The following is a 20,107-nucleotide window of genomic DNA, read 5'->3' on the forward strand; positions in this document are numbered from 1 at the left end:
CTACTTCCTCTTGCTCGCCAACCTGCGCTTCGTAAAATCTTCCATATTCAATACCATTTACTGTCATATAGCTTTCATTAATGAAACTTACACTTCGCCTTCATCGCGTGTGCCTGGGCCATTAATGACAGGGACACGAGGACCCCACTCAATAGAAAACCGGACCAGACGACATGCAAGAGCAGCCCAACGTATCGCGCCGTAAAGCCCTCAAACTGCTGGTGGGCGCACCCATGCTGCCTCTAGGCGCGTTCTCGGTTTCCACGCTCCTGGCAGGCTGCGGCGGCGACAGCGCGGCGGCACCGGCCGCGTCGGCATCGTTCAAGTCCGCTTCGTTTGCTTCAATGGCCGCGCCCTCCCTCACGGACGCGGCCGCCATGGCGACCACCACGGTCGGCTCGACGCTCAGCGTGACTTACAGCGACGGCACGACACAAGCGTACAAGCTCGCCTACCAGCCGTTCTTCGTAACGGGCGACATGGTCCCGAACGGCAGCGGAGGCACGACGCTCGCCGGCGGTTATTACGACATCAACAACCAGCCGATCATCGATCAATCCGTGTCGGGCAAAGAGCGCCAGTTCTTCTCGGACTGCCCGGATGGAACCTCGCTGCTGTCACTCGATAAACCCACCGTTGCCGGCATCAAGGGCAAGGCCGTGTTCGCCGTCGTGCAGTTCGAATACGCGACGCGCGACCAGAGCCTCGTGTCGGCGTATGGACAGTTGCCTTCGCCTATCGCCGTGCTCACGCTCGACCAGGATCAAACGACCGGCAAACTCACGCTCGTGAAGTATCACAACGTGGATACGTCGAAGGCGAACGGATTGTGGATCACGTGCGGCGCGAGCTTGTCGCCATGGAACACGCATTTGTCGAGCGAAGAGTACGAGCCGGACGCGACCACCATTGCAACCAACGCACAGTTCAAGGCGTTCAGCACAAGTCTTTATGGCGACGCGAGCCGCGCGAACCCGTACAACTATGGCCATCTCCCGGAAGTCACGGTGAACCCGGACGGCACCGGCACCATCAAGAAACACTACAACCTCGGACGCATCTCCCACGAACTGGTGCAGGTGATGCCGGACAAACGCACCGTCATGATGGGCGACGACGCGACCAACGGCGGCCTCTTCATGTTCATCGCGGACCGGGCAGAGGACTTGTCCTCGGGCACGCTGTATGTGGCGAAGTGGGCGCAGACATCATCGGCGGGCGCGGGCTCGGCCAACCTGACGTGGATCAGGATTGGCAGCGCGACGAGTGCGGAGATCGAAGCGATGGCGTCGAAGCTGAAGGCATCCGACATCATGGACGTGAGCACCAAGGACCCGCTCGACGCGAGCTTCACGAAGATCAATTTTAACGGCACGTTCAACTGGATCCGCATCAAGCCCGGCATGGAGAAGGCGGCGGCGTATCTGGAGACGCATCGCTATGCGGCGTATATCGGCGGGAGCATGGGTTTTACGAAGCTCGAAGGCACGACGATCAATGCGAAGGACAAGATCGTGTACAGCGCGATGTCACGCATCGAGAAGTCGATGGTGAAGGGCAACTCGGCATCGACCGATGTAGCCGTCGATAAAACCATCAACGCCGGTGCGGTCTATGCGTTGAACCTGAAAGCGGGGCAGAGGGACACGAGCGGCGCCGCGATCAACAGCGAATGGGTGCCAGTCGACATGGCCGCGCCGGCCGCGCTGGTGGGCGAAGATCTTTCACCAGCGGATGCGCTCGGCAATACCGCGAGCGCCAGCAAAATTGCGAACCCGGACAACGTGAAGTTCTCGGAGAAGTTGCGCACGCTGTTCATCGGCGAGGATTCGAGCATGCACGTGAACAACTTCCTGTGGGCTTACAACGTGGACACGCAGACTTTGTCGCGCGTGCTGTCGTGTCCGGCCGGCGCGGAATCGACCGGCCTTCACGCGGTTGACGAGATCAACGGCTGGACTTACATCATGAGCAACTTCCAGCACGCGGGCGATTGGGAAAGCCCGGTTCACGACAAGGTGAAGGCCGCGCTGGACCCGCTCGTGCGCGCCAACTACAAGGACCGCTTCGGCGCCACGGTCGGTTACCTGACCGCGGACGCCTCCAGCATCAAGCTCGCGAAGAGCTGATCAAAAAGTCAGCTGCCCTTTTGATAACCGTCGGTCAGGGTATGCAGGAACGCGATGATGTCCTTCATCTCCTGATCCGTCATCGCGGGCTTGTCGCCGAACTTGCGGTCGAACGGGGCGTCGGCCACATCGACATTCGCGTGGAACTTCGCCGGCAGGTCATCGTACTTGTTGACCTTGCCGTCAGCGCCCTTCGGATAGAACTTCTCCGGCGCCGTATTGCGGTCGTTGTAGAACGACATGACGTCGTCGAGCGAATGATATACGCCGTTATGGAAGAACACTTGCCGCGTAGCGGAGTTCCGCAGCGTGGGCGTGAGGAACATGCCGCAATACTGCGTCTGGTCCTTGATATCGTCACGGAACGGGCCGCACACGCCCATGTCGTAGAACTTCGGATCGTGGTTCACAGCAAGCGTGGTGTTACGCGGAACGCCGAGCGCTTCGTACTGGTAGTCGGTGAACATCGGCGGGATGCCGTCGGCACTCGGCTTCGACAGATGGCAACCGGCGCAGTTGGCCTTGTCGGGATTGTTGAAGAGGCGCAAGCCGCGCAACTCGGTTTGGGAGAGCCGCGCCTTGCCTTCGAGCCAGTAATCGTACTTGCTCGAGTACGGATGGAACGACTGCTCTTCGACCTGATAGCGCGCAATTGCGAACATGGCCTCGGAGACGGTGAGCTGCGTGCTCTGGAAAATATTTGCGCCGAACAACTTCGTGAAGTCGTCCTTGTACGCCGTGCGCTGCAATTTTGCGGCGACATCGGCTTCGCTGCTATTGGCCATTTCCACAGGGTTGAGCATCGGGCCGGACGCTTGAGCTTGCAGCGTATCGGCGCGGCCGTCCCAGAAGAAACCGCCTTGCGGCACCATGGCCGGCGCAGCGGGCGCGACGCCCGCGTTCTTTTGCGCCTTGGCGGTGCCGGCGGCTTGCGAGGCGAGGGCGGCGAAATCGGGCGGCGCCTCGGCTTCACCGGCATCGGGACCAATGCTGAAGTTAGGCTGTAGATACAGGTACATCAGGGAAGGCGGCGGACGGTAGCCTTCCAGATTCATGTGCGGTCCGCCCAGCTGCACGGAAAGTTTGTTCGGCGGTCCGTAGGCGTGGTCCGGGCTGTGACAGGACGCGCAGGACTGTTTCCCGGAGCCGGACAACGACTCGTCGAAGAAAATCTTCTGGCCGAGTTGCGCGACCGCGCTCAGCGGCGCGACCGGCGGACGGGAGAGTACGACAGGAGCCGGATTGGCGCCCGTCAGGTCTTCCACGACAGCGCCCACGCGGGCAGGGACTTGGGAGGGGAACGCGACGGCCCATGCGCTGAATCCGACGGCGCCCACGACCACGGCGGCGAGGCATCCGAGCAAGACATGTTTCGGGCGGGGAAGGCGTGGCTTCTCGCCAGTGGTGGGCGTAACCGGAGGTATGACGGTGTGCGACATGTGAGCCAGGAAGCAGAAGCAGCATTGAAAAAACGCCGCCGGCCAATTGCCCGGCGGCGACGCGACAAGAACATTGCCGCCTGCGTCAGTGAGCCGACGCAGGCGTTCAGACTACGATCAGATCGCGGGAACCGATGCGACCGGCGTACCCAGGTTCGGGTCGACGAACAGCGTCGGGTTGTTACCCGGACCGCTGAAGTTGAACATGCCGTTGATGCTGCCTGCAGTCGCGTCGAACGAACCGCCACCGAGACGCGCACCGTTGAGCCAGTTGTCTTCAATGAAGCGAACCACCGAAGCCTGGGTAATCTGCGTGTGGTCCACGTAGTTCACCTTCGCCCACGGCGAGATCACGACGAACGGAATACGCGTGCCCGGACCGCAGCGGCCATTCACCGGCGCGCCCTTCACACCCAGCGGAGCCGTAGCCGTACCGCACGTGCCCGCACCGTTGACCTGGTCGGCGATCGCATCGAACGACGCCGAGGTCGGCACTGCGTAAGCATGGTCGTACCAGCCGTCCGAGTCATCCCACGCCACGATCACAGCGGTGCTCGCCCAGTCCGGCTGCTGCTGCAGGAAGTTGACGATCTTCGCGGTGAAAGCCTGCTCATCGAGCGGATCCGAATAACCTGCGTGGCCATCCTGGAACGCCGGCGCCTTGATGAAGCTGACCGACGGATAGTTACCCGCCTTGACCGCTGCAATGAAGTCGTCGGTGTCGTATTGGTGGTTTGCGGGTTCCGGCGTCTTGCCATCCGCTTCAAGCGACAAGCCGATCACTGCCGTCGAGCTCGGACGTGCGTGCGTCGGGTTAGCCGTCGATGCGAAGTACTGGAACCAGTTGTGGTGCGGGACGTAGTCGGCAGTAGCCTGACCCACGACCGGCGACAACGTGCTGCGCTTGCAACCCGTTGTGCCGTTGCTGTTCACGGTCGCCAGGTTGAAGCCGCCCATGAAGCCGCCCCACGAGATGTTCTGCGCGTTCAGCAAGTCGCCGATGTTCTTGGCGGCCAGCAATGCGGTGTCGGTCGTGCTCGAGCAGATATCGTTGGCCGGATCGACGTCGTTAATCAGCGTGAAGCCGCCTTGACCGTCGTTCACGTAGTACGAGCCCGTGTTCGTTGCACTGACTGCGGCCGTGCTGAACTTGACCGGCGTCAGGCCGTTGGTTTGGCCCGACACGACTTCGAGTGCACCCGGCGTCGACGGACCGTACGTGGCCGTGTACGCGTTGTCGCTCATTGCGAAGTGCTGCGCGTAGTTCCACAGAGCGCCGACCGTGTTGCCGTCGTAGTAGCCCATGACCTGGCCTGCGGTACCGAATGCGCCTGCGCCGCCTGCCGTGCCCTTACCCGTGAACTTCGGGAAGAGGTCGGCTGCGCCGTTATCGTAGGCATGTTGTTCCGGTGTGTACGAGTGGTTCTGGTCGGCGGTCGCGGCTTGCGTCCGGTCCAGGCGGAACGGATTGGCTGCGCCCGTGCCGTTCGCCGTATTCGTGAAGTTGGGGTTGGCCGTCAGCAACGTGCCGCTAAGCCCATTGATTGCCGGCGTACCTGCAGCCGGCGTGAATGCCGGTTCGCCTGCCGGGTTCGCTGCGTTCGGGTAAGTCGCGAAGTAGTGGTCGAACGAGACGTTCTCGTTATAGATCACGACGACGTGCTTGATGGGGGTAGCGGTCGCGATCCGGTTCTGGATGGACCCGCTGCTGCTGTTGTTGCTGCCGCCGCAGGCATATAGGCCGATGGCCATTGCTGCGGTGGGTACGCCAACCATTAAGGCTCGACGAAACATGTGTGAAGCTCCCGATGTCGTTGTTTCAGTGCTTGTTGTGGCCGCGTGGCCTTTGGGGACGGGTGCGGACTAGGATGCGGACTGTTCAAAGACCTTTCTTTCGATCCGAGCGCATTGGAACACTTGCGTATGAACCCTAAAAGACGGTCCGCTTTCGCTGGGGTTACGTGAAAATAACAAGCAGAAAGAGTCGGTAAGGCCGGACGTCAAATCACGCTGGAATCAGCGCTCCAACGCTGAATCCACGGTTTGACAGCGGCACTTTTAATTGCATGAAAAAGCTCGAATGAAGCCCATGGCAATGAGTCGCTTGCTTTCACGCGGACGTCACAGAGCGCTTCGATAATCGCTTCTGTAAACGTTTTCAGTTCATTCTTGCCATCGCTCATGCACTCGACCATCAAGGACGTTGCCGCGCATTCAGGCGTGTCTATCGCCACCGTTTCGCGTGCACTCAACGCACCGCAATTGCTGAATGCGGAGACGCTTGCCAAGGTGCGCGAATCGATCGAAGCGCTTGACTTCATGCCCAGCGCACGAGGCCGCCAGCTTCGCGGCGTGCGCACGCGGCTGGTCGGCGTGGTCGTACCCACGCTCGCCAACCCGGTCTTCGCCGAGTCGTTGCAAGGCATCGATGAAGCGGCCTCTGCCAGTGACTATCGGCTGATGCTGATGACCACTGCGTATGACAGCGCGCGTGAGCGTCGCGCGATCGAGACTTTGCGCGAGCAGCGCGTGGATGGCCTGATCGCGACAGTCGCGGATGCCGAATCCAACCCGTTGCTGGACGAACTTGATCGCATCGGCTTGCCTTATGTGCTGGCGCATAACGACACGGCGTATCGCGCGGCGGTGTCGGTCGATAACCGGCGGGCGGCGCGTGATGGCGTGTGTGCTTTGTTGCAGCGCGGGCATCGTCGAATCCTGATGCTCGCGGGTTCGTTCGCCGAATCGGACCGTGCGCGCTTGCGGTATCGCGGTTACGAAGACGCGATGCTCGACGCCGGTCTCGCGCCTCATCCACCGCTTGAACTTGATTTCAACGCAGACGATTTACCGGCTTCGCTGCTCGCTCATCTCGCCGATCCTGTTCGCCGCCCCACTGCGCTTTTCTGCAGCAATGACCGCTTGGCGATTATCGTGATGCGCGGTTTGCGGCATGCGGGCTTGTCCGTGCCGCACGATATTTCAGTGCTTGGTTTCGATGGCATTCCGCTTGGCGAATGGTTGTCGACAGCGTTGTCCAGCGTCGCCACGCCGAACCGCGAGATCGGCCGGTGCGCGTGGCTTCATCTCGCCACGCAGCTCGGCCTTCCCGGCGATACCACCAGCGGCCCCATTCCGTTCAAGTTGCCTCATAGCGTAAGAACCGGCGCGACTATCGCGTCATTGATCGATCCCGCGGCCACAACGGCCTCCCTCGTATCGGAGAAACCTGCATGAAAATCCGTCATGTCCTCGCTACGCTGCTTGCAGCGACGGCTACGTTTTGCGCGGCCGGCGCGGCTTATGCCGACAGCACGGCGATTTGCTACAACTGTCCGCCGGAATGGGCGGACTGGGCGAGCCAGATTGCTGCTATCCAGAAGCAGACCGGCATCCGCGTGCCGTTCGATAACAAGAGCTCCGGCCAGGCGATCGCGCAGATGATGGCCGAGCAAAAGAGCCCGATTGCGGACGTGGTGTATCTCGGCGTGTCGTCGGCGTTCCAGGCGAAAGACAAGGGTCTCGTGCAGCCGTATAAACCTGCACATTGGAACGATATCCCTGCCGGCATGAAGGATCCTGACGGCTCCTGGTTCGCGATTCACTCCGGCACGCTAGGCTTTTTCGTGAACAAGGATGCGCTCGATGGCAAGCCGGTACCGCGCTCGTGGGCCGACCTGTTGAAGCCGGAATACAAAGGCATGGTTGGGTATCTTGATCCGTCATCGGCGTTCGTGGGATACGCGGGTGCAGTGGCAGTGAATCAGGCGCTGGGCGGCACGCTCGATAACTTCAAGCCCGGTCTCGACTGGTTCGCGAAGATGAAAGCGAACGCGCCGATCGTGCCGAAACAGACCGCTTATGCACGCGTGATGTCGGGCGAGATTCCGATTCTTCTGGACTATGACTTCGACGCGTATCGTGCGAAATACAAGGATCATGCGAACGTTGAGTTCGTGATTCCGAAGGAAGGCACGATCGTGGTGCCCTATGTGATGAGTCTCGTGAAGGGCGCGCCGCATCAGGCGAACGGCGAGAAAGTGCTGGATTTCGTGCTGTCGGATGAAGGACAGCGCCTGTGGGCGAACGCGTATTTGCGACCGGTTCGCGGTGGAACGTTGCCGCCTGATATCGCTGCGAAGTTCTTGCCGGCGTCGGAGTATGCGCGCGCCAAGGACGTCGACTTCGCGAAGATGGCCGCGAAGCAAAGCGCGTTCGGCGAAGAGTATTTGCGCGTCATGCACTGACACTTTAGCGATGCAAGATTCCACCTTCTCCAACCACGCGCGGGTCTTCCTGCTGGCACCCGCGCTGGCTGTCTTCTGCGCGTTCTGGCTGCTGCCGCTGGTCGCGTTGCTGCAGGCCAGCGCGGTGCCGGACGCGTTCACCGCGTATCGCGAGGTCCTGACCAACGCGCGTTATCTGCATAGCTTGCTCGCGACCGTTGCGTTGTCGCTGGCGGTGACGGCGGCGACGTTGGTATTGTCGACTATCGCCGGTTTGTTTCTCGCGCGACGCGAGTTGCCGGCCAAGCGCTTGCTGGTCGCGCTGCTGACGTTTCCGCTCGCGTTTCCCGGCGTGGTGGTGGGGTTCATGGTGATCATGCTCGCCGGGCGCCAGGGGTTGATCGGCGCCATTTCAACACGGCTGACGGGCGACCGCTGGGTGTTCGCTTATTCACTCAGCGGCCTGTTCCTGGGCTATCTTTATTTTTCGATTCCGCGCGTGATCGTCACTGTGATGGCGGCTGCGACGAAGCTGGATGCGTCGCTGGAAGAAGCGGCGCGTTCGCTGGGGGCATCGCCGTGGCGCATCTTTATGGACGTGATCATGCCCGCGCTGATGCCTGCGTTGATCGCGGCGGGCGCCGTGTGTTTTGCTACCGCGATGGGCGCATTCGGCACCGCGTTCACACTCGCCACCGACCTCGACGTATTGCCGATGACCATCTATACCGAGTTCACGCTGAACGCGAATCTTGCGACGGCGGCGGCGTTATCGATCGTGCTCGGCCTGGTGACGTGGGCCGTACTGGCGGTTGCGCGCAGCCTCACCGGCGCGACTGTTGCCGCAACTGCATGAGGACGCTTATGCCTGAGTTCCTTAAGCCGCGTCGTCTGCTCGTTGCAGGGCAACTGCTGCTGACGCTTGCGCTGGTTGCGTTCATGGTCGTGCCCGTGGTGATGTCGGTCATGGCCGGATTGACCGTCAACTATTTTCGCGGTGTATCGAGTGGGCTGACGCTTAAATGGCTCGAACAAGTGTGGGCGATGTATCAGGGTTCGGTCTGGCTATCAATTGAGATCGCGCTTGCGACGCTTGCCATCACGCTCGCGATTGGTGTGCCCGCAGCGTACGCACTGGCACGCAGCAATACGCGCTGGGCGCGGTTTGTCGAAGAACTCTTGGTCCTGCCTATCGCGTTGCCGGGTCTCGCTACGGCGTTGGCTTTGTTGTCCGTGTACGGTGGCTGGAGCGCGTTTCGATCGAGCATGTGGTTCATCGTTGCAGGGCACGTGGTCTTTACCCTGCCATTCATGGTGCGCTCGGTTGCAGCCGTTTGCGCAGGCACCGATCTGCGAACCATGGAAGAGGGCGCGGCCAGTTTGGGCGCGTCGTTCACGCAGCGCTTCCTGACAATCGTGCTCCCGAATGCGCGTCCTGGCATTGTCGCTGGCGCGCTCGCGGTGCTGACTTTGTCGATAGGTGAATTCAACCTGACGTGGATGCTGCATACGCCCGACACCAAGACTTTGCCCGTCGGTCTCGCCGATGCCTACGCGTCCATGCGCCTTGAAGTCGGCAGCGCCTACACCATTCTTTTCTTGCTGATGACCTTGCCGTTGTTGATTGCGATGCAATGGCTGGGTGTCGATCCGGTGGGCGCGCAGAGTGCGCGTGCCGCGGCGAAACGCAAGCGCGCGTTATCGAAAAGCAGTGCTCCAGAGCAGCAACCACTTACACAACCTGTAGAGACTGCACGATGAGACTCGAAGCCGTTCCCGTCACCCTCAGCCGTTGCGCGAAAACATTTCGCGGGCAGCGCGTGCTCGAACCTGTCGATCTCAGCATCGAACCTGGCGAAACGCTCGTGCTGCTCGGACCGTCAGGCTGCGGCAAGACCACTACGTTGCGGTTGATCGCGGGCCTGGAAAAGCCCGATGCCGGTGGCCGCGTGAGCTTCGGTGCCGACGATGTCACGGCATTGCCTATCGAGCGTCGTCAGGTAGGCATGGTGTTCCAGAACTACGCGCTGTTTCCCAATCTCACGGTGCGCGGCAACGTGGGTTATGGCTTGCGGATCCAGAGGGTCGAGGTCTCGGCGGCGCGTCGACGGGTAGATGAACTGCTTGAAATGACCGAGCTGACGGCGCATGCCGACAAGTCGATTACCGAGTTGTCCGGCGGTCAGCGTCAGCGTGTTGCGCTGGCTCGCGCGCTGGCCCCGAGGCCGCGTGTATTGTTGCTCGATGAACCGCTGACCGCACTCGACGCCCGCTTGCGCGAAACCTTGCGTGCCGAGATGAATGCGTTGCTGCGCGAACTTCGCGTGACCAGCATCTATGTCACGCATGACCAGTCCGAAGCGATGGCGCTGGCCGACAGGATCGTGGTGATGAGCGCCGGGCGCATCGAGCAATGCGGTACGCCGCGTGAGATTTACTACCAGCCCGCGAGCCGCGCGGTGGCGCAATTCATCGGCACATTGAACCGGGTGACGGGCGAGTGTCGCGATGACGCATTCGTCACGCTTGGCGGTACGATTAGCGTCACGGGACTCGTTGCGCAACTGCGCGCGCGCGAGGGTGCACGGTCGGAAATTTTCTTCCGGCCGGAAGATGCAGTGCTTGTCGACCCGCAGTCTGCGCAGTTGCGCGGCGCGGTGGAGTCGGCGCTGTTTCTGGGTGAACGCACCCGGTTGAAAATCAGGGACGCGGCGCCGGATGCATTGATTGTCGATGTGGCCGGCCGCGTTGAACTGGCGCAGGGAACGGCCGTGGGGATATCGGTGCGCGATGAAGGATGGGTTGCGCTGCATTGAGGCTTCACGTTCGCTTCAGGTCAAACCAAGGAGATGCCATGCTGCTCGCTCAAATCACCGATTTGCATATCAAGCTTCCCGGTGTGCTTGCGTATAAAAAAGTCGATACCGCCGCTTGTTTGCGTGCCTGTGTCGAACGGCTGAACGCGCTGAGCCCGCGTCCGGATGCCGTGCTTGTGACCGGTGACCTGGTGGATTTTGGCACCGCCGATGAATACCGGCATCTAGCGGCGTGTCTGAAACCGTTGGAAATACCGGTGTACCTGATGGTCGGGAATCACGACGATCGCGCGGCGTTGCGCGAGGTTTTCGATGCGCATTATTTGCACGACAGCGGTACGGGTAGCGACTTCGTGCAATACGCGTTCGATCTGCACGATATGCGGGTCATTGCGCTGGATTCGCAGAAGCCGCGGGAAAGTCCGGGCACGTTATGCGACGCGCGTCTTGCGTGGCTTGAACGTGAGTTGAAGGCGGCTGACGGCCGGCCGGTAATTGTGGCGTTGCATCATCCGCCGTTTGCTACCGGTATTGGGCATATGGACGACATGGCGCTCGACGCGCAGGCGTCGGCGAAGCTGGAGGCGCTGATTTCGCGGTATCCGAATGTGGAGCGCGTTTTGTGCGGGCATGTGCATCGGCCGGTGCATAAGCGGTTCGCGGGGACGATCGCTTCTATCGCGCCGTCGACCGCGCATCAGGTGGTGCTTGATCTGCATGCCGATGCGCCTTCGGCATTCGTGCTCGAGCCTGGGGCGTTCGCGTTGCACTATTGGACGGCGGGCGTGGGGCTTGTGTCGCATCATGAATACGTTGAGCAGTTCGACGGGCCGTATCCGTTTTTTGACGACGATGGGGCGTTGGTCGATTGAGGGTTTAGCCGGTGACGACTCCCGCCGCCAGTCCGCCCACTTTCACAATCAGCCCACCCCCGCCATCGCGATTGCGCACCTCGAGCGTAGCCCCATGCCGCCCCGCAATGCTTGACGCAATCGCGAGTCCCAGTCCGCTGCCCGATCCCTGCGCACCGGCACCGCGATAAAACCGGTCGAAGACACGGTTGAGTTCATCGGGGGCAATGCCCGTCCCTGTATCGATGACTTCAACGCCCACACCCTGTGCATCGCGCGCGAGGATCACATCGACCTTACCGCCCTCGGGTGTATGGCGAATCGCGTTATCGATCAGGTTGTTCAACAGGATCCCCAGCGCGTGTTCATCGCCCAGCACGACATAGTTGTCCGATGTATCGCGCCCGCGCTCCTCCAGTCCGAGATCGATACCCTTGGCCTCCGCCAGCAACGACAGATCACTCACAGACCGCTCCGCAAGCCGACGCAGACTCATGAGCGTCGTGGAAGCCGCCCGGTTCGCGTCCTCGCGCGCCATCGCTAATAACTGATGTGCAAGGTGGATGATCCGGTTCAACCGCCCCTCAAGACGTTCCAGTGTCTGGCCATCGCCTTGCAACGTGCCGTCGCGACGTGCCGCCTGAAGTTGCAACTTCAATGCGGTTAGCGGCGTGCGCAACTCGTGGGCTGCGTCGGCAACAAAGATTCGCTGCGCCTGCGACGCGTCGCTTAATCGCCGGAGCAAGTCGTTCAACGCATCGACCAGTGGGCGGATCTCCACGGGTACTCGCGTGCCCACTTGCAACGGTTCAAGCGAGTCAAGCGAGCGCCGCGATAACGCCCGCGACAATCCACCAATAGGCGCAAGGCCCCGCGCCACGACAAACAACACCAGCGCAATGGTCACGGGCACGACCAGCGCGAGCGGCCACAACGTGCGCCATGCGAGCCGCAACGCCAGATCCTCGCGAACGGAGAACGGTTGCGCCACCTGGATGTATCGGTCCGGCTGCTGCAGGCCAAACACACGCCACGAATAGTCATCGCGTTTAATCGACCGGAATCCCTCGGCGACGCGCGGCAACGCCGGCTCCTTGAGCGAGTGATAAACGAGCTTGCCTTGCTTGTCCCAGATATCGATGGCGATCCGGTCGTCGGCTATGCCGTTGAAGTCGTGGCTGGCCCGGTCGGCAGCATCGGCCGCAGCAATATTCCCGGGTAACGACAACGCGACGGTGCGCAGTTCGTAATCGAACAACTCGCTCGCCTCGCGGCGCGCGGTGTGGAAGATGCCATAGGCCGCGATCAGCGACGTCGCCGCCAGCCCGAAGATCAGCCAGCCGAGCAGCCAGCGGCGAATGGATGTCATTCGAGTCCCTTGAGCCGATAGCCCACGCCCCGGACCGTCAGTATCTGCTCCGCGCCAATCTTGCGCCGCAGGCTGTGGACATGCACTTCAATGGTATTGCTGCCCACTTCCTCGCCCCATCCGTACAGCTTCTCCTCCAGCTCCGCACGCCTGAATACGCGCGTGGGCTCCTCGATCAGCACCTGGAGCAACGCGAACTCGCGTGGCACCAGCGGCAACGGCACGCCGGCCTTGCTAGCCTCGTGCGACGCGGGATCCAGCGCTAGCTCGCCATGCGTATAAACAGGCTGCTTTTGTCCGGTACGACGCCGGAGTGCAGCGCGCACGCGTGCGGCGAGTTCGTCGAGATCGAAAGGCTTCATGAGGTAGTCGTCCGCGCCTGCGTCGAGCCCGCGAACGCGGTCGTCCACCGCATCGCGCGCCGTCAGGATGATGACCGACGCCGCACCGCCCGCTTTGCGGTACGTGTTTAACACCTGTATGCCATCGCGTTTCGGCAGGCCGAGGTCGAGCAAAACAAGGTCGTACACCCCATTGGCAAGCGACAGGTCAGCGGCGCGTCCATCCGCCGCCCAGTCGATTGCGTAACCCAGCCGGCGCATGGAATCCAGCACGGTCTCGGCAATCATTTCGTCGTCTTCCACCAGTAATAGCCGCATCGTGAAGTTCCCCGGTCTTGCCAACAAGTATCGAGCATGAATTGTCCCTGGAAGGTGCTTAAGTATTCCTTAAGCGTTTCTTAAGCACGGACTTCCAGGAATCAATCGCTGCTTGCCCGAACGTCGCAAATTGCCAGTAATCCTTAGTATTCGGCGATTATAAACAACTGAAAAATTACAGCCCTGAGCGACAAGTCAGCCGCTAACAAGACCTTAAGCATGTCTTAAGCAACTGGGTAGCACAATGCGTGTAACTGTGTGTAATAATTCACCCCCGTCCTGGATATCCCGCTGACACAAGCCGCATTAATGAATATTCAAAACGCCCGCCGCTGGGCGCCGCGAGGCAAGCGAGTGTGGTTAATGAGCGCGCTTGCGCTTTGTATCGCAAGCGGCGTCAGGCTTGCCTTGCACCCGTTCCTGGGCCCGGTCATGCCGGGCGTCGCCTTCTGCATAGCGGCGGCCATGGTCGAATACTTCTTTGGGCTCATCCCTTCGCTGACGGTCATGCTGTTGGGACTGGGCATTGCCGATTACCTGTTCGTGCCACCTTACGGCGAGATTGCTGTCATCAATCGCGCTGACGTGATGCTGGCGATTTCTTATCCGCTTGTCACGCTTTCCACGATTACCCTTATTGAACGGCTCCGACGCGCGCAGTTCAGCGCAGAACTGATAGCGGCGGTGGCTCTCTCGCGCTATGAAATGCTGCTGCGCGCCGATAACGAGCGTGCGCTTTCGCGCCGTGCGGTGGACGAAACGCATCGGCTCGTGCGGCATCTTCCGCATTATCACGACGCCATCATCCTGCTGCAGGCGGTCGATCGCAACGCGGCGCAAGGCGCGAAGGAAATGGCGCCAGGGCGGCTTTTTGCCAGTGCGCATCCTGACGATATCGAAAGGCTTCAGCGTGGTTTGCAACCGGGGCGGCATCGCGTGCGCATTGGTTCCGGCGATGGCGTGCATAAACTCGTGGAATGCATCTGCGAGCGTTTTACCACGCATGCCGGCGAGTTCCTGATCTTGCGCAGGGTTGATTAGCGTGACCAAGGAAACGCCCGCGTTGAATACGTCGACCTTCTACTCCGGCAGCGACCATGCCGTCCTGATGCTGCACGGCCTGTCAAGTTCACCGCTTGAAATGCGCCATCTCGCGCGCTATTTGAATAGCGAAGGGCTCACCACGTGCGTGCCCAACCTCCACGGTTACAGCGCAGGCACGCCGGAACTGAAGATGGAAGCGTGGGTCACGGCTGCCGTGAAGGAATTCGATGCGCTGAGCGCGCGTTACCCGCGCGTGTCCGTGTGCGGCCTGTCCATGGGCGCCACGCTTGCGCTGGCGCTGGTGCGTGAACGGCCCAGCGTGCAGGCTATCGTGCTGCTGTCCGTCACGCTCGACTACGACGGCTGGGCCATGCCGTGGTATCGCTTCCTGCTCGACTGGGCGTATTACACGCCGTTGCGGCATCGCTGGCGGTATCGCGAAGAGTCGCCGTTCGGGCTGCGCAACGAGGCGTTGCGCGCGAAGGTCGGCCGGGCGATGCAGCGCAACGACCTGAGCGAAGTCGGCCCGTCGAGCATCTCGCTTCCCGCATTGCACGAAGCCAGCCGACTCGCCGCCAGCGTGAAAAAAACACTGGCCGCGCTGAAGAACGATTGCCTGTTGATTCACGCTATCGACGATGAGACGTCAAGCCCGCGCAATGCGCAATTCGTCGCGTCCAATATTGGATCGACGGTCATGCGCACCATCTATCTCGACGATTCGTATCACATGATCACCTCCGACAACGAGCGGGAAATCGTCGCGCGCGAGACAGCCGTGTTCCTCAAGGAAAGCGAAGCAGCCAGCAGTGCGGAAGGTGGCGCGAAGCCGGTGGTATCGAAGGCGCTGGCCCGACGTCTCCGGCAGATGGCCGCGATCGGCAAATAAATCCTGGGCGACAGCCCTGCGGCGGCCCAAGGCGGCGCCGAAGCTTTCAAATCAATTCTGGGTAGTTGAACGTTCCGCACGCGGATAAGCGTCGCTTAAGCATGCCTCGCGCACTCTATGCGCAACGTGGATTCCGCATTGCCGGGAAGAAAGCGAGGCCTTGTTCGAGATTGAAAGCTAATTCCGCCTGGCGCAAGCCCGGAGAGACTGTCATGCAAACCACCCTGTCGATCACATTGCGCGCTCACGCGGTGCTGTTGTCAGCGTCGGTGGGAGTGCTGACGGCGATATGCCTTTGCATCGTGTTTTTGCTCCGTACCGTTGGACGATTCGGGTACGTTCGGACTCCGGATGACATTATTCGTTATCGCGGGATTCGGCGCGCTGTTTGCGCGGCACAAGGCAAGCTGCGCGTTCAGGCACGCGTTGCGGAACCGCCAGATCCGGTTGAGCGACGTCAACGCGAACGATATTTCGATCAGCAACGAATGCCCGCACGCGTGGCTGGTTCAGATGTACGTTGAGCTTTGTCCGGTGGCGGCGCGCCGGCAGATCGCGGACCTGTAGTGCACGTCGCGCACGTCATGCGTTGGCCGAAGACGCTGTACTGACGGCGTGAAGAACCCTCGCCGTCACGTCAATCGTCGGTCTTTCCAGCTCAAAAGTAGTGACAGACGTAATCAACGGTTTCAATCACTTCGATCTCGAAGCTGGTATTGGCCGGCACGGTGATGGACTCGCCCGCGCCGTATTCACGCCATGCGTCCTCTCCCGGATTACGCACGCGGCATCGTCCGGCATTGACGTCGATCTGTTCCGGCGCTTGCGTCGAGAACGTCAGCAGGGCCGGAAAAATAACGCCTAGCGTCTTGCGCGTGCCATCGGCAAGCAGGATGGTATGCGAGACACATTTGCCATCGAAGTAGATATTGGCGTGTTTGATGATCGAGACATTGTCGAATTGTGCGGTCGTTGTCATGCGTGGAATTCCTATGGTCCGGTTGGTTGGCCGATGGCATGGGGCTCAGGCCGTCGGCGCATTGATCTGTCTAATCGTTTGATCTGAAGCGTGGTTTTGCTGCCCCGCAAAACATAGTGATTTTCCGTCAGCTTGGCAATGCCTTCGTGCAGGCTCAGAAACGCTAGATAGGGAAACTGGTGGTCGACAGGATTTCCTTGAGCACCATGAACGTCCTGACCTGACGCACACCCGGCAAGTACAACAACTGTTCCGCATGCAGGCGGTTGAAACTCTCGCTGTCGCGCGTGCGTACCAGCATGAAGCAGTCGAACTCGCCCGTCACAATGTGGCACTCCATGCATCCTGAGACCTTTTGCGCGGCTTTCTCGAACGCGGCGAAGGACTCGGGCGTGGAGCGATCCAGCACCACGCCGATGATCATCAGCATGGCCGCGTTGAGTTTCTTCGGGTCCAGCAACGCGACCGTCCCGCGGATCAGCTTCGCCTGTTTAAGCCGTTCAACACGACGCAAACACGCCGGTGGACTCAAGTTCACCTTGGCCGCAAGCGCGACGTTGGATATGGAGGCGTCACGCTGAAGCTGCCTGAGGATCGCACGGTCGACGCGGTCCAGCTCGGCTCCCGATTGATCGCTTACCCGCGAGCTGGCAAGAACTTTTGTTGCGCTCATGTCTATTTCTCCACACGTTAATTACCTCGACCAGTCTTTCAATCAGTGAGAATTAAACAAACGATAATTTATTCGCAACCCTGCTTCAGCCGAAGTTTTTTACCATACTTCCCATCGACGCAAATTAATGCGACGACTTGGCTGATCACCGGAGCGACACATGAACCTCAAGAAATTTCCCCGTCACGCGCTTACTTTCGGGCCGACGCCGATCCAGCCGCTCGCACGGCTGTCAAACCACCTTGGCGGCAAGGTCGAGCTCTATGCCAAGCGTGAAGACTGCAACAGCGGCCTCGCATTCGGCGGCAATAAAACCCGCAAGCTCGAGTACCTGATCCCCGAAGCGATCGCGCAAGGTTGCGACACGCTTGTCTCCATCGGCGGGATTCAGTCGAACCAGACGCGTCAGGTCGCAGCCGTTGCCGCGCATCTCGGCATGAAATGCGTGCTGGTACAGGAGAACTGGGTGAACTACTCGGACGCGGTGTATGACCGCGTTGGCAATATCCAGATGTCGCGGATCATGGGGGCCGATGTGCGTCTCGTCGCAGACGGTTTCGACATCGGCTTTCGCAAGAGCTGGGAAGATGCGCTGGAAGATGTCCGGAAGGCCGGTGGCAAGCCCTACGCGATTCCGGCAGGTTGTTCGGATCATCCGCTGGGCGGCCTGGGCTTCGTGGGTTTTGCCGAGGAAGTGCGCCAGCAGGAAGCAGAGCTTGGTTTCAAGTTTGATTTCATCGTGGTCTGCTCAGTCACGGGCAGCACCCAGGCCGGCATGGTCGTGGGTTTTTCGGCGGACGGACGCGCGGACCGGGTGATTGGTATCGATGCATCGGCGAAGCCTGAAAAGACCCGTGAGCAGATCCATCGGATCGCGCGGCAAACTGCCGAGCAAGTAGAGCTTGGACGTGAGATCACGTTGAACGATATCGTGCTGGATGAACGCTATGGCGGTCCCGAATACGGCTTGCCGAACGAAGGGACGCTCGAGGCTATCCGCCTGTGCGCGAGGCTGGAGGGTGTGTTGACCGACCCTGTGTACGAAGGCAAGTCCATGCACGGCATGATCGATAAAGTGAAACGCGGCGAATTCCCGGAAGGCTCGAAGGTGCTGTATGCGCATCTTGGCGGCGTGCCGGCGTTGAACGCTTATAGCTTCCTGTTTCGCGAAGGTTGATTCGGTGGATGCTCAAGACTGCGTATCATACTGACGGAGCGTTTCGGCGACGACACCTCTGAACCATCGATGCCCGGCGTCGTTGTGATGCCGGGCATGCCAGAACTGCTGGACAGTCAGGTCGGGCAGTTTTATTGGCAGCGGGAAGACATCTACATTTGCCAGCCGCGAGAACAAGTCGGCGAGTTCGTCCGGTACCGCAGCAATGAAATCCGAAGTCGCGACCAGACTTGGAACGGCAAGCAGATAAGGCACATCGACTCCTACATTCAGCCGTGCCCCAAGGCGTCGCATTTCTGATATGACTTTCCGTGTCAAGCGTCGATGTTCAGATTTTTATTTCACTCATATTCGAGTGGGCGCTGCAATTTCCTGAGGGCGGCGTAGCAGTAAAACTCGACGGTGAATCAGGCTGATATTCGCGGGTTGGTTACCGCATTACAGAGATCCGTTTCGTGAGTCTGCCGCTAGCTTTGTGCGCAAGTCGGAATGAACCGTTGCCAAGAAATGACGCGGATAACTCGAATACCGGGCTACGCCGCCTTCAGGAAACTACCGTTTCATTGCGAACTGCTTTTTTGCTGCCTTCACCTGCCTTACTCCGAGCGCGGGCTCGCCTGCGCCATGCCCAACCGGCCGATGTCCCAGATGAAGCCCGCCAGTTCGCGAGCCACCGCGACGATGGCCACATTGGTGCTTTTGCCGCGCGCCACCAGCTTTCGATAGCGCCGGCACAGGCGCACCTGCGCGTCCCACGCCCGATCGACGATAACCTTTGGCAAGCCCTCATGACGACGCTGGATCTCGGGGCTCACTTTGGCCGTATGCCGATAACTCCAGGCCGCCTCGATGAGCAGTTTGCGGGCAAAGGAATTGCCGGTCTTCGTGATACCGCCTTGGCGCCGTTTGCCTCCCGAGGAATACTCCGAGGGCGTCACGCCAAGCCAGGCCATCAACTGTCGGGGGTGCGCAAAGCGACTCAAATCGCCTAACTCCGAGAGCAAGCCCACGGCAGCGGTGAACTGGATACCGCGCATCGATTGCAGAGCAAGCACGGCGGGATAAAAGCCCCAGCGTGGCACGGCATCGCGCATGGCCGATTCCAGACGCTGGCATTGTGCAAACCGATCCTCGATGGCGCGGCGTAACTCGTTAAACGCGAAATCCTGCCACTCGTTGCCAAACGAGAATTTGCTTAACCAGTTGCGGTGCGCCGGTCCCCAATTGGCCACCCCCACGTAGCGCACGCCGTGCGAGAGCAAAAATGCCTTCAGTGTCTGGCGCGCGCGCTTAAGCTCGTCGCGCGATTTTGCCCAGGTTCGGGCGAGATCGCGAAACGCTTCGTCTTCGACGGTGGGGATGTTGACGGCGCTGAGATCGCCGGCGCGCAGCGAGCGCACGAGCTTGATGGCATCGCGCCGGTCGGTCTTCACGCGATCGCCGGGTTTGCGCGGTATCTGCGTGGGGGCGCACACCATGCACTGGATGCCTTTGTCGCTCAGGCGCCGCTGCAAGACGTAGCCAAAGGGGCCCGCCTCATACACGACACGCACGTGCTTGGCCTTGGACAACAGCCGCTTGCACAGACGATCAAGATCGGCCTGAGTGGTGCCGATCTTGCCCAGCACCTCCACCTCACCGCCGTCCAGCGCGTAAGCGACGGTGATGGAATCCTTATGAACATCCAGTCCGACGAACAATGTGCTAACGTTTTGCATGCTGGCCTCCGGGTTGTAAATGAACACTTCGAGTGAGCGGTTCGCCCTCACTTTTACGGCTCTGGCTTTATGCTAACCCGCGCGGTTCAACTCTTCCTGTGGGGCCAGCCCTTACTTCCACGGAAGTCATACTGACTT

The 20,107-nt window shown here is 60.4% G+C and carries 20 protein-coding genes; 11 read left to right on the forward strand and 9 right to left on the reverse strand.

All coding sequences use genetic code 11. The features are described from left to right. Positions 1–173 precede the first annotated feature (173 nt). Positions 174–2,129, forward strand: a complete 1,956-nt coding sequence (locus ACMX25_RS19210; protein WP_414951657.1) for a PhoX family protein — start codon at positions 174–176, stop codon at positions 2,127–2,129. Between the two features lie 8 nt (positions 2,130–2,137). On the opposite strand, the gene ACMX25_RS19215 is transcribed toward ACMX25_RS19210, so the two are convergent. The 3 genes from ACMX25_RS19215 to ACMX25_RS19225 form a co-directional block, all read right to left on the reverse strand. Then, on the reverse strand, positions 2,138–3,568 hold the full coding sequence (locus ACMX25_RS19215) for a cytochrome-c peroxidase (protein ID WP_414951658.1): 1,431 nt from the start codon (positions 3,566–3,568) through the stop codon (positions 2,138–2,140). Between the two features lie 117 nt (positions 3,569–3,685). Continuing rightward, positions 3,686–5,362, reverse strand: coding sequence for a phospholipase C (locus ACMX25_RS19220; RefSeq protein ID WP_414951659.1), 1,677 nt, complete (start codon positions 5,360–5,362; stop codon positions 3,686–3,688). A 206-nt stretch (positions 5,363–5,568) separates the two neighbouring features. After that, positions 5,569–5,751 (reverse strand): hypothetical protein, encoded by a 183-nt coding sequence (locus tag ACMX25_RS19225; RefSeq protein WP_414951660.1) that lies wholly within the window; start codon positions 5,749–5,751, stop codon positions 5,569–5,571. On the opposite strand from ACMX25_RS19225, the gene ACMX25_RS19230 reads away from it, so the two are divergent. Genes ACMX25_RS19230 through ACMX25_RS19255 form a run of 6 tightly spaced genes read left to right on the forward strand, consistent with a single transcriptional unit; the run spans position 5,750 to position 11,482 of the window. Next, positions 5,750–6,805 carry a substrate-binding domain-containing protein gene (locus ACMX25_RS19230; RefSeq protein ID WP_414951661.1) on the forward strand — a complete coding sequence of 352 codons (1,056 nt, stop codon included), beginning with the start codon at positions 5,750–5,752 and terminating at the stop codon, positions 6,803–6,805. The genes ACMX25_RS19225 and ACMX25_RS19230 overlap by 2 nt on opposite strands. Further along, on the forward strand, positions 6,802–7,815 hold the full coding sequence (locus tag ACMX25_RS19235) for an ABC transporter substrate-binding protein (protein ID WP_414951662.1): 1,014 nt from the start codon (positions 6,802–6,804) through the stop codon (positions 7,813–7,815). Before ACMX25_RS19230 ends, ACMX25_RS19235 begins: the two co-directional genes overlap by 4 nt. A 10-nt stretch (positions 7,816–7,825) precedes the next feature. Then, positions 7,826–8,650, forward strand: a complete 825-nt coding sequence (locus ACMX25_RS19240) for an ABC transporter permease (protein WP_414951663.1) — start codon at positions 7,826–7,828, stop codon at positions 8,648–8,650. Beyond that, on the forward strand, positions 8,647–9,555 hold the full coding sequence (locus ACMX25_RS19245; RefSeq protein WP_414951664.1) for an ABC transporter permease: 909 nt from the start codon (positions 8,647–8,649) through the stop codon (positions 9,553–9,555). The genes ACMX25_RS19240 and ACMX25_RS19245 overlap by 4 nt, the downstream gene beginning before the upstream one ends. Continuing rightward, positions 9,552–10,610 carry an ABC transporter ATP-binding protein gene (locus tag ACMX25_RS19250; protein ID WP_414951665.1) on the forward strand — a complete coding sequence of 353 codons (1,059 nt, stop codon included), beginning with the start codon at positions 9,552–9,554 and terminating at the stop codon, positions 10,608–10,610. The genes ACMX25_RS19245 and ACMX25_RS19250 overlap by 4 nt, the downstream gene beginning before the upstream one ends. Positions 10,611–10,648: 38 nt before the next feature. Next, entirely contained in the window at positions 10,649–11,482 is an 834-nt protein-coding gene (locus tag ACMX25_RS19255; protein ID WP_414951666.1) for a phosphodiesterase, read from the forward strand. Positions 11,483–11,486: 4 nt separating this feature from the next. Here ACMX25_RS19255 and ACMX25_RS19260 read toward each other — a convergent pair whose 3' ends face one another. Together ACMX25_RS19260 and ACMX25_RS19265 are read right to left on the reverse strand one after the other, a co-directional pair. Further along, positions 11,487–12,830, reverse strand: a complete 1,344-nt coding sequence (locus ACMX25_RS19260) for an ATP-binding protein (RefSeq protein ID WP_414951667.1) — start codon at positions 12,828–12,830, stop codon at positions 11,487–11,489. Then, complete coding sequence (locus tag ACMX25_RS19265) at positions 12,827–13,489, reverse strand: response regulator (protein WP_414951668.1); 663 nt, start codon at positions 13,487–13,489, stop codon at positions 12,827–12,829. Before ACMX25_RS19265 ends, ACMX25_RS19260 begins: the two co-directional genes overlap by 4 nt. 309 nt (positions 13,490–13,798) lie before the next feature. Here ACMX25_RS19265 and ACMX25_RS19270 point away from each other — a divergent pair, with 309 nt between their 5' ends. The 3 genes from ACMX25_RS19270 to ACMX25_RS19280 all read left to right on the forward strand — a co-directional run bounded on the left by ACMX25_RS19270 (position 13,799) and on the right by ACMX25_RS19280 (position 15,989). Then, positions 13,799–14,530: a DUF4118 domain-containing protein gene (locus ACMX25_RS19270; RefSeq protein WP_414951669.1), complete on the forward strand. Its 732-nt coding sequence runs from the start codon at positions 13,799–13,801 to the stop codon at positions 14,528–14,530. 22 nt (positions 14,531–14,552) lie between these two features. Next, on the forward strand, positions 14,553–15,422 hold the full coding sequence (locus ACMX25_RS19275; RefSeq protein ID WP_414951670.1) for an alpha/beta hydrolase: 870 nt from the start codon (positions 14,553–14,555) through the stop codon (positions 15,420–15,422). Between the two features lie 351 nt (positions 15,423–15,773). Then, positions 15,774–15,989 (forward strand): hypothetical protein, encoded by a 216-nt coding sequence (locus tag ACMX25_RS19280; RefSeq protein WP_414951671.1) that lies wholly within the window; start codon positions 15,774–15,776, stop codon positions 15,987–15,989. Positions 15,990–16,080: 91 nt separating this feature from the next. Here the strand turns inward: ACMX25_RS19280 and ppnP are convergent, their stop codons facing one another. Beyond that, on the reverse strand, positions 16,081–16,401 hold the full coding sequence (gene ppnP / locus ACMX25_RS19285; protein WP_414951672.1) for a pyrimidine/purine nucleoside phosphorylase: 321 nt from the start codon (positions 16,399–16,401) through the stop codon (positions 16,081–16,083). A gap of 163 nt (positions 16,402–16,564) precedes the next feature. Beyond that, positions 16,565–17,074 carry an Lrp/AsnC family transcriptional regulator gene (locus ACMX25_RS19290; RefSeq protein WP_414951673.1) on the reverse strand — a complete coding sequence of 170 codons (510 nt, stop codon included), beginning with the start codon at positions 17,072–17,074 and terminating at the stop codon, positions 16,565–16,567. Positions 17,075–17,234: 160 nt separating this feature from the next. On the opposite strand from ACMX25_RS19290, the gene ACMX25_RS19295 reads away from it, so the two are divergent. Continuing rightward, positions 17,235–18,251 carry a 1-aminocyclopropane-1-carboxylate deaminase gene (locus ACMX25_RS19295; protein WP_414951674.1) on the forward strand — a complete coding sequence of 339 codons (1,017 nt, stop codon included), beginning with the start codon at positions 17,235–17,237 and terminating at the stop codon, positions 18,249–18,251. Between the two features lie 12 nt (positions 18,252–18,263). Here the strand turns inward: ACMX25_RS19295 and ACMX25_RS19300 are convergent, their stop codons facing one another. Then, entirely contained in the window at positions 18,264–18,569 is a 306-nt protein-coding gene (locus ACMX25_RS19300) for a type 2 periplasmic-binding domain-containing protein (protein ID WP_414951675.1), read from the reverse strand. A gap of 278 nt (positions 18,570–18,847) precedes the next feature. Next, the gene (locus ACMX25_RS19305) at positions 18,848–19,969 is read right to left on the reverse strand and encodes an IS110 family RNA-guided transposase (RefSeq protein ID WP_414949685.1); all 1,122 of its coding nucleotides are present in this window, start codon (positions 19,967–19,969) and stop codon (positions 18,848–18,850) included. Positions 19,970–20,107 lie beyond the last annotated feature (138 nt).

Origin of the sequence: Caballeronia eucalypticola, assembly GCF_047608185.1 — a bacterium.
Classification (GTDB): Bacteria; Pseudomonadota; Gammaproteobacteria; order Burkholderiales; family Burkholderiaceae; genus Caballeronia.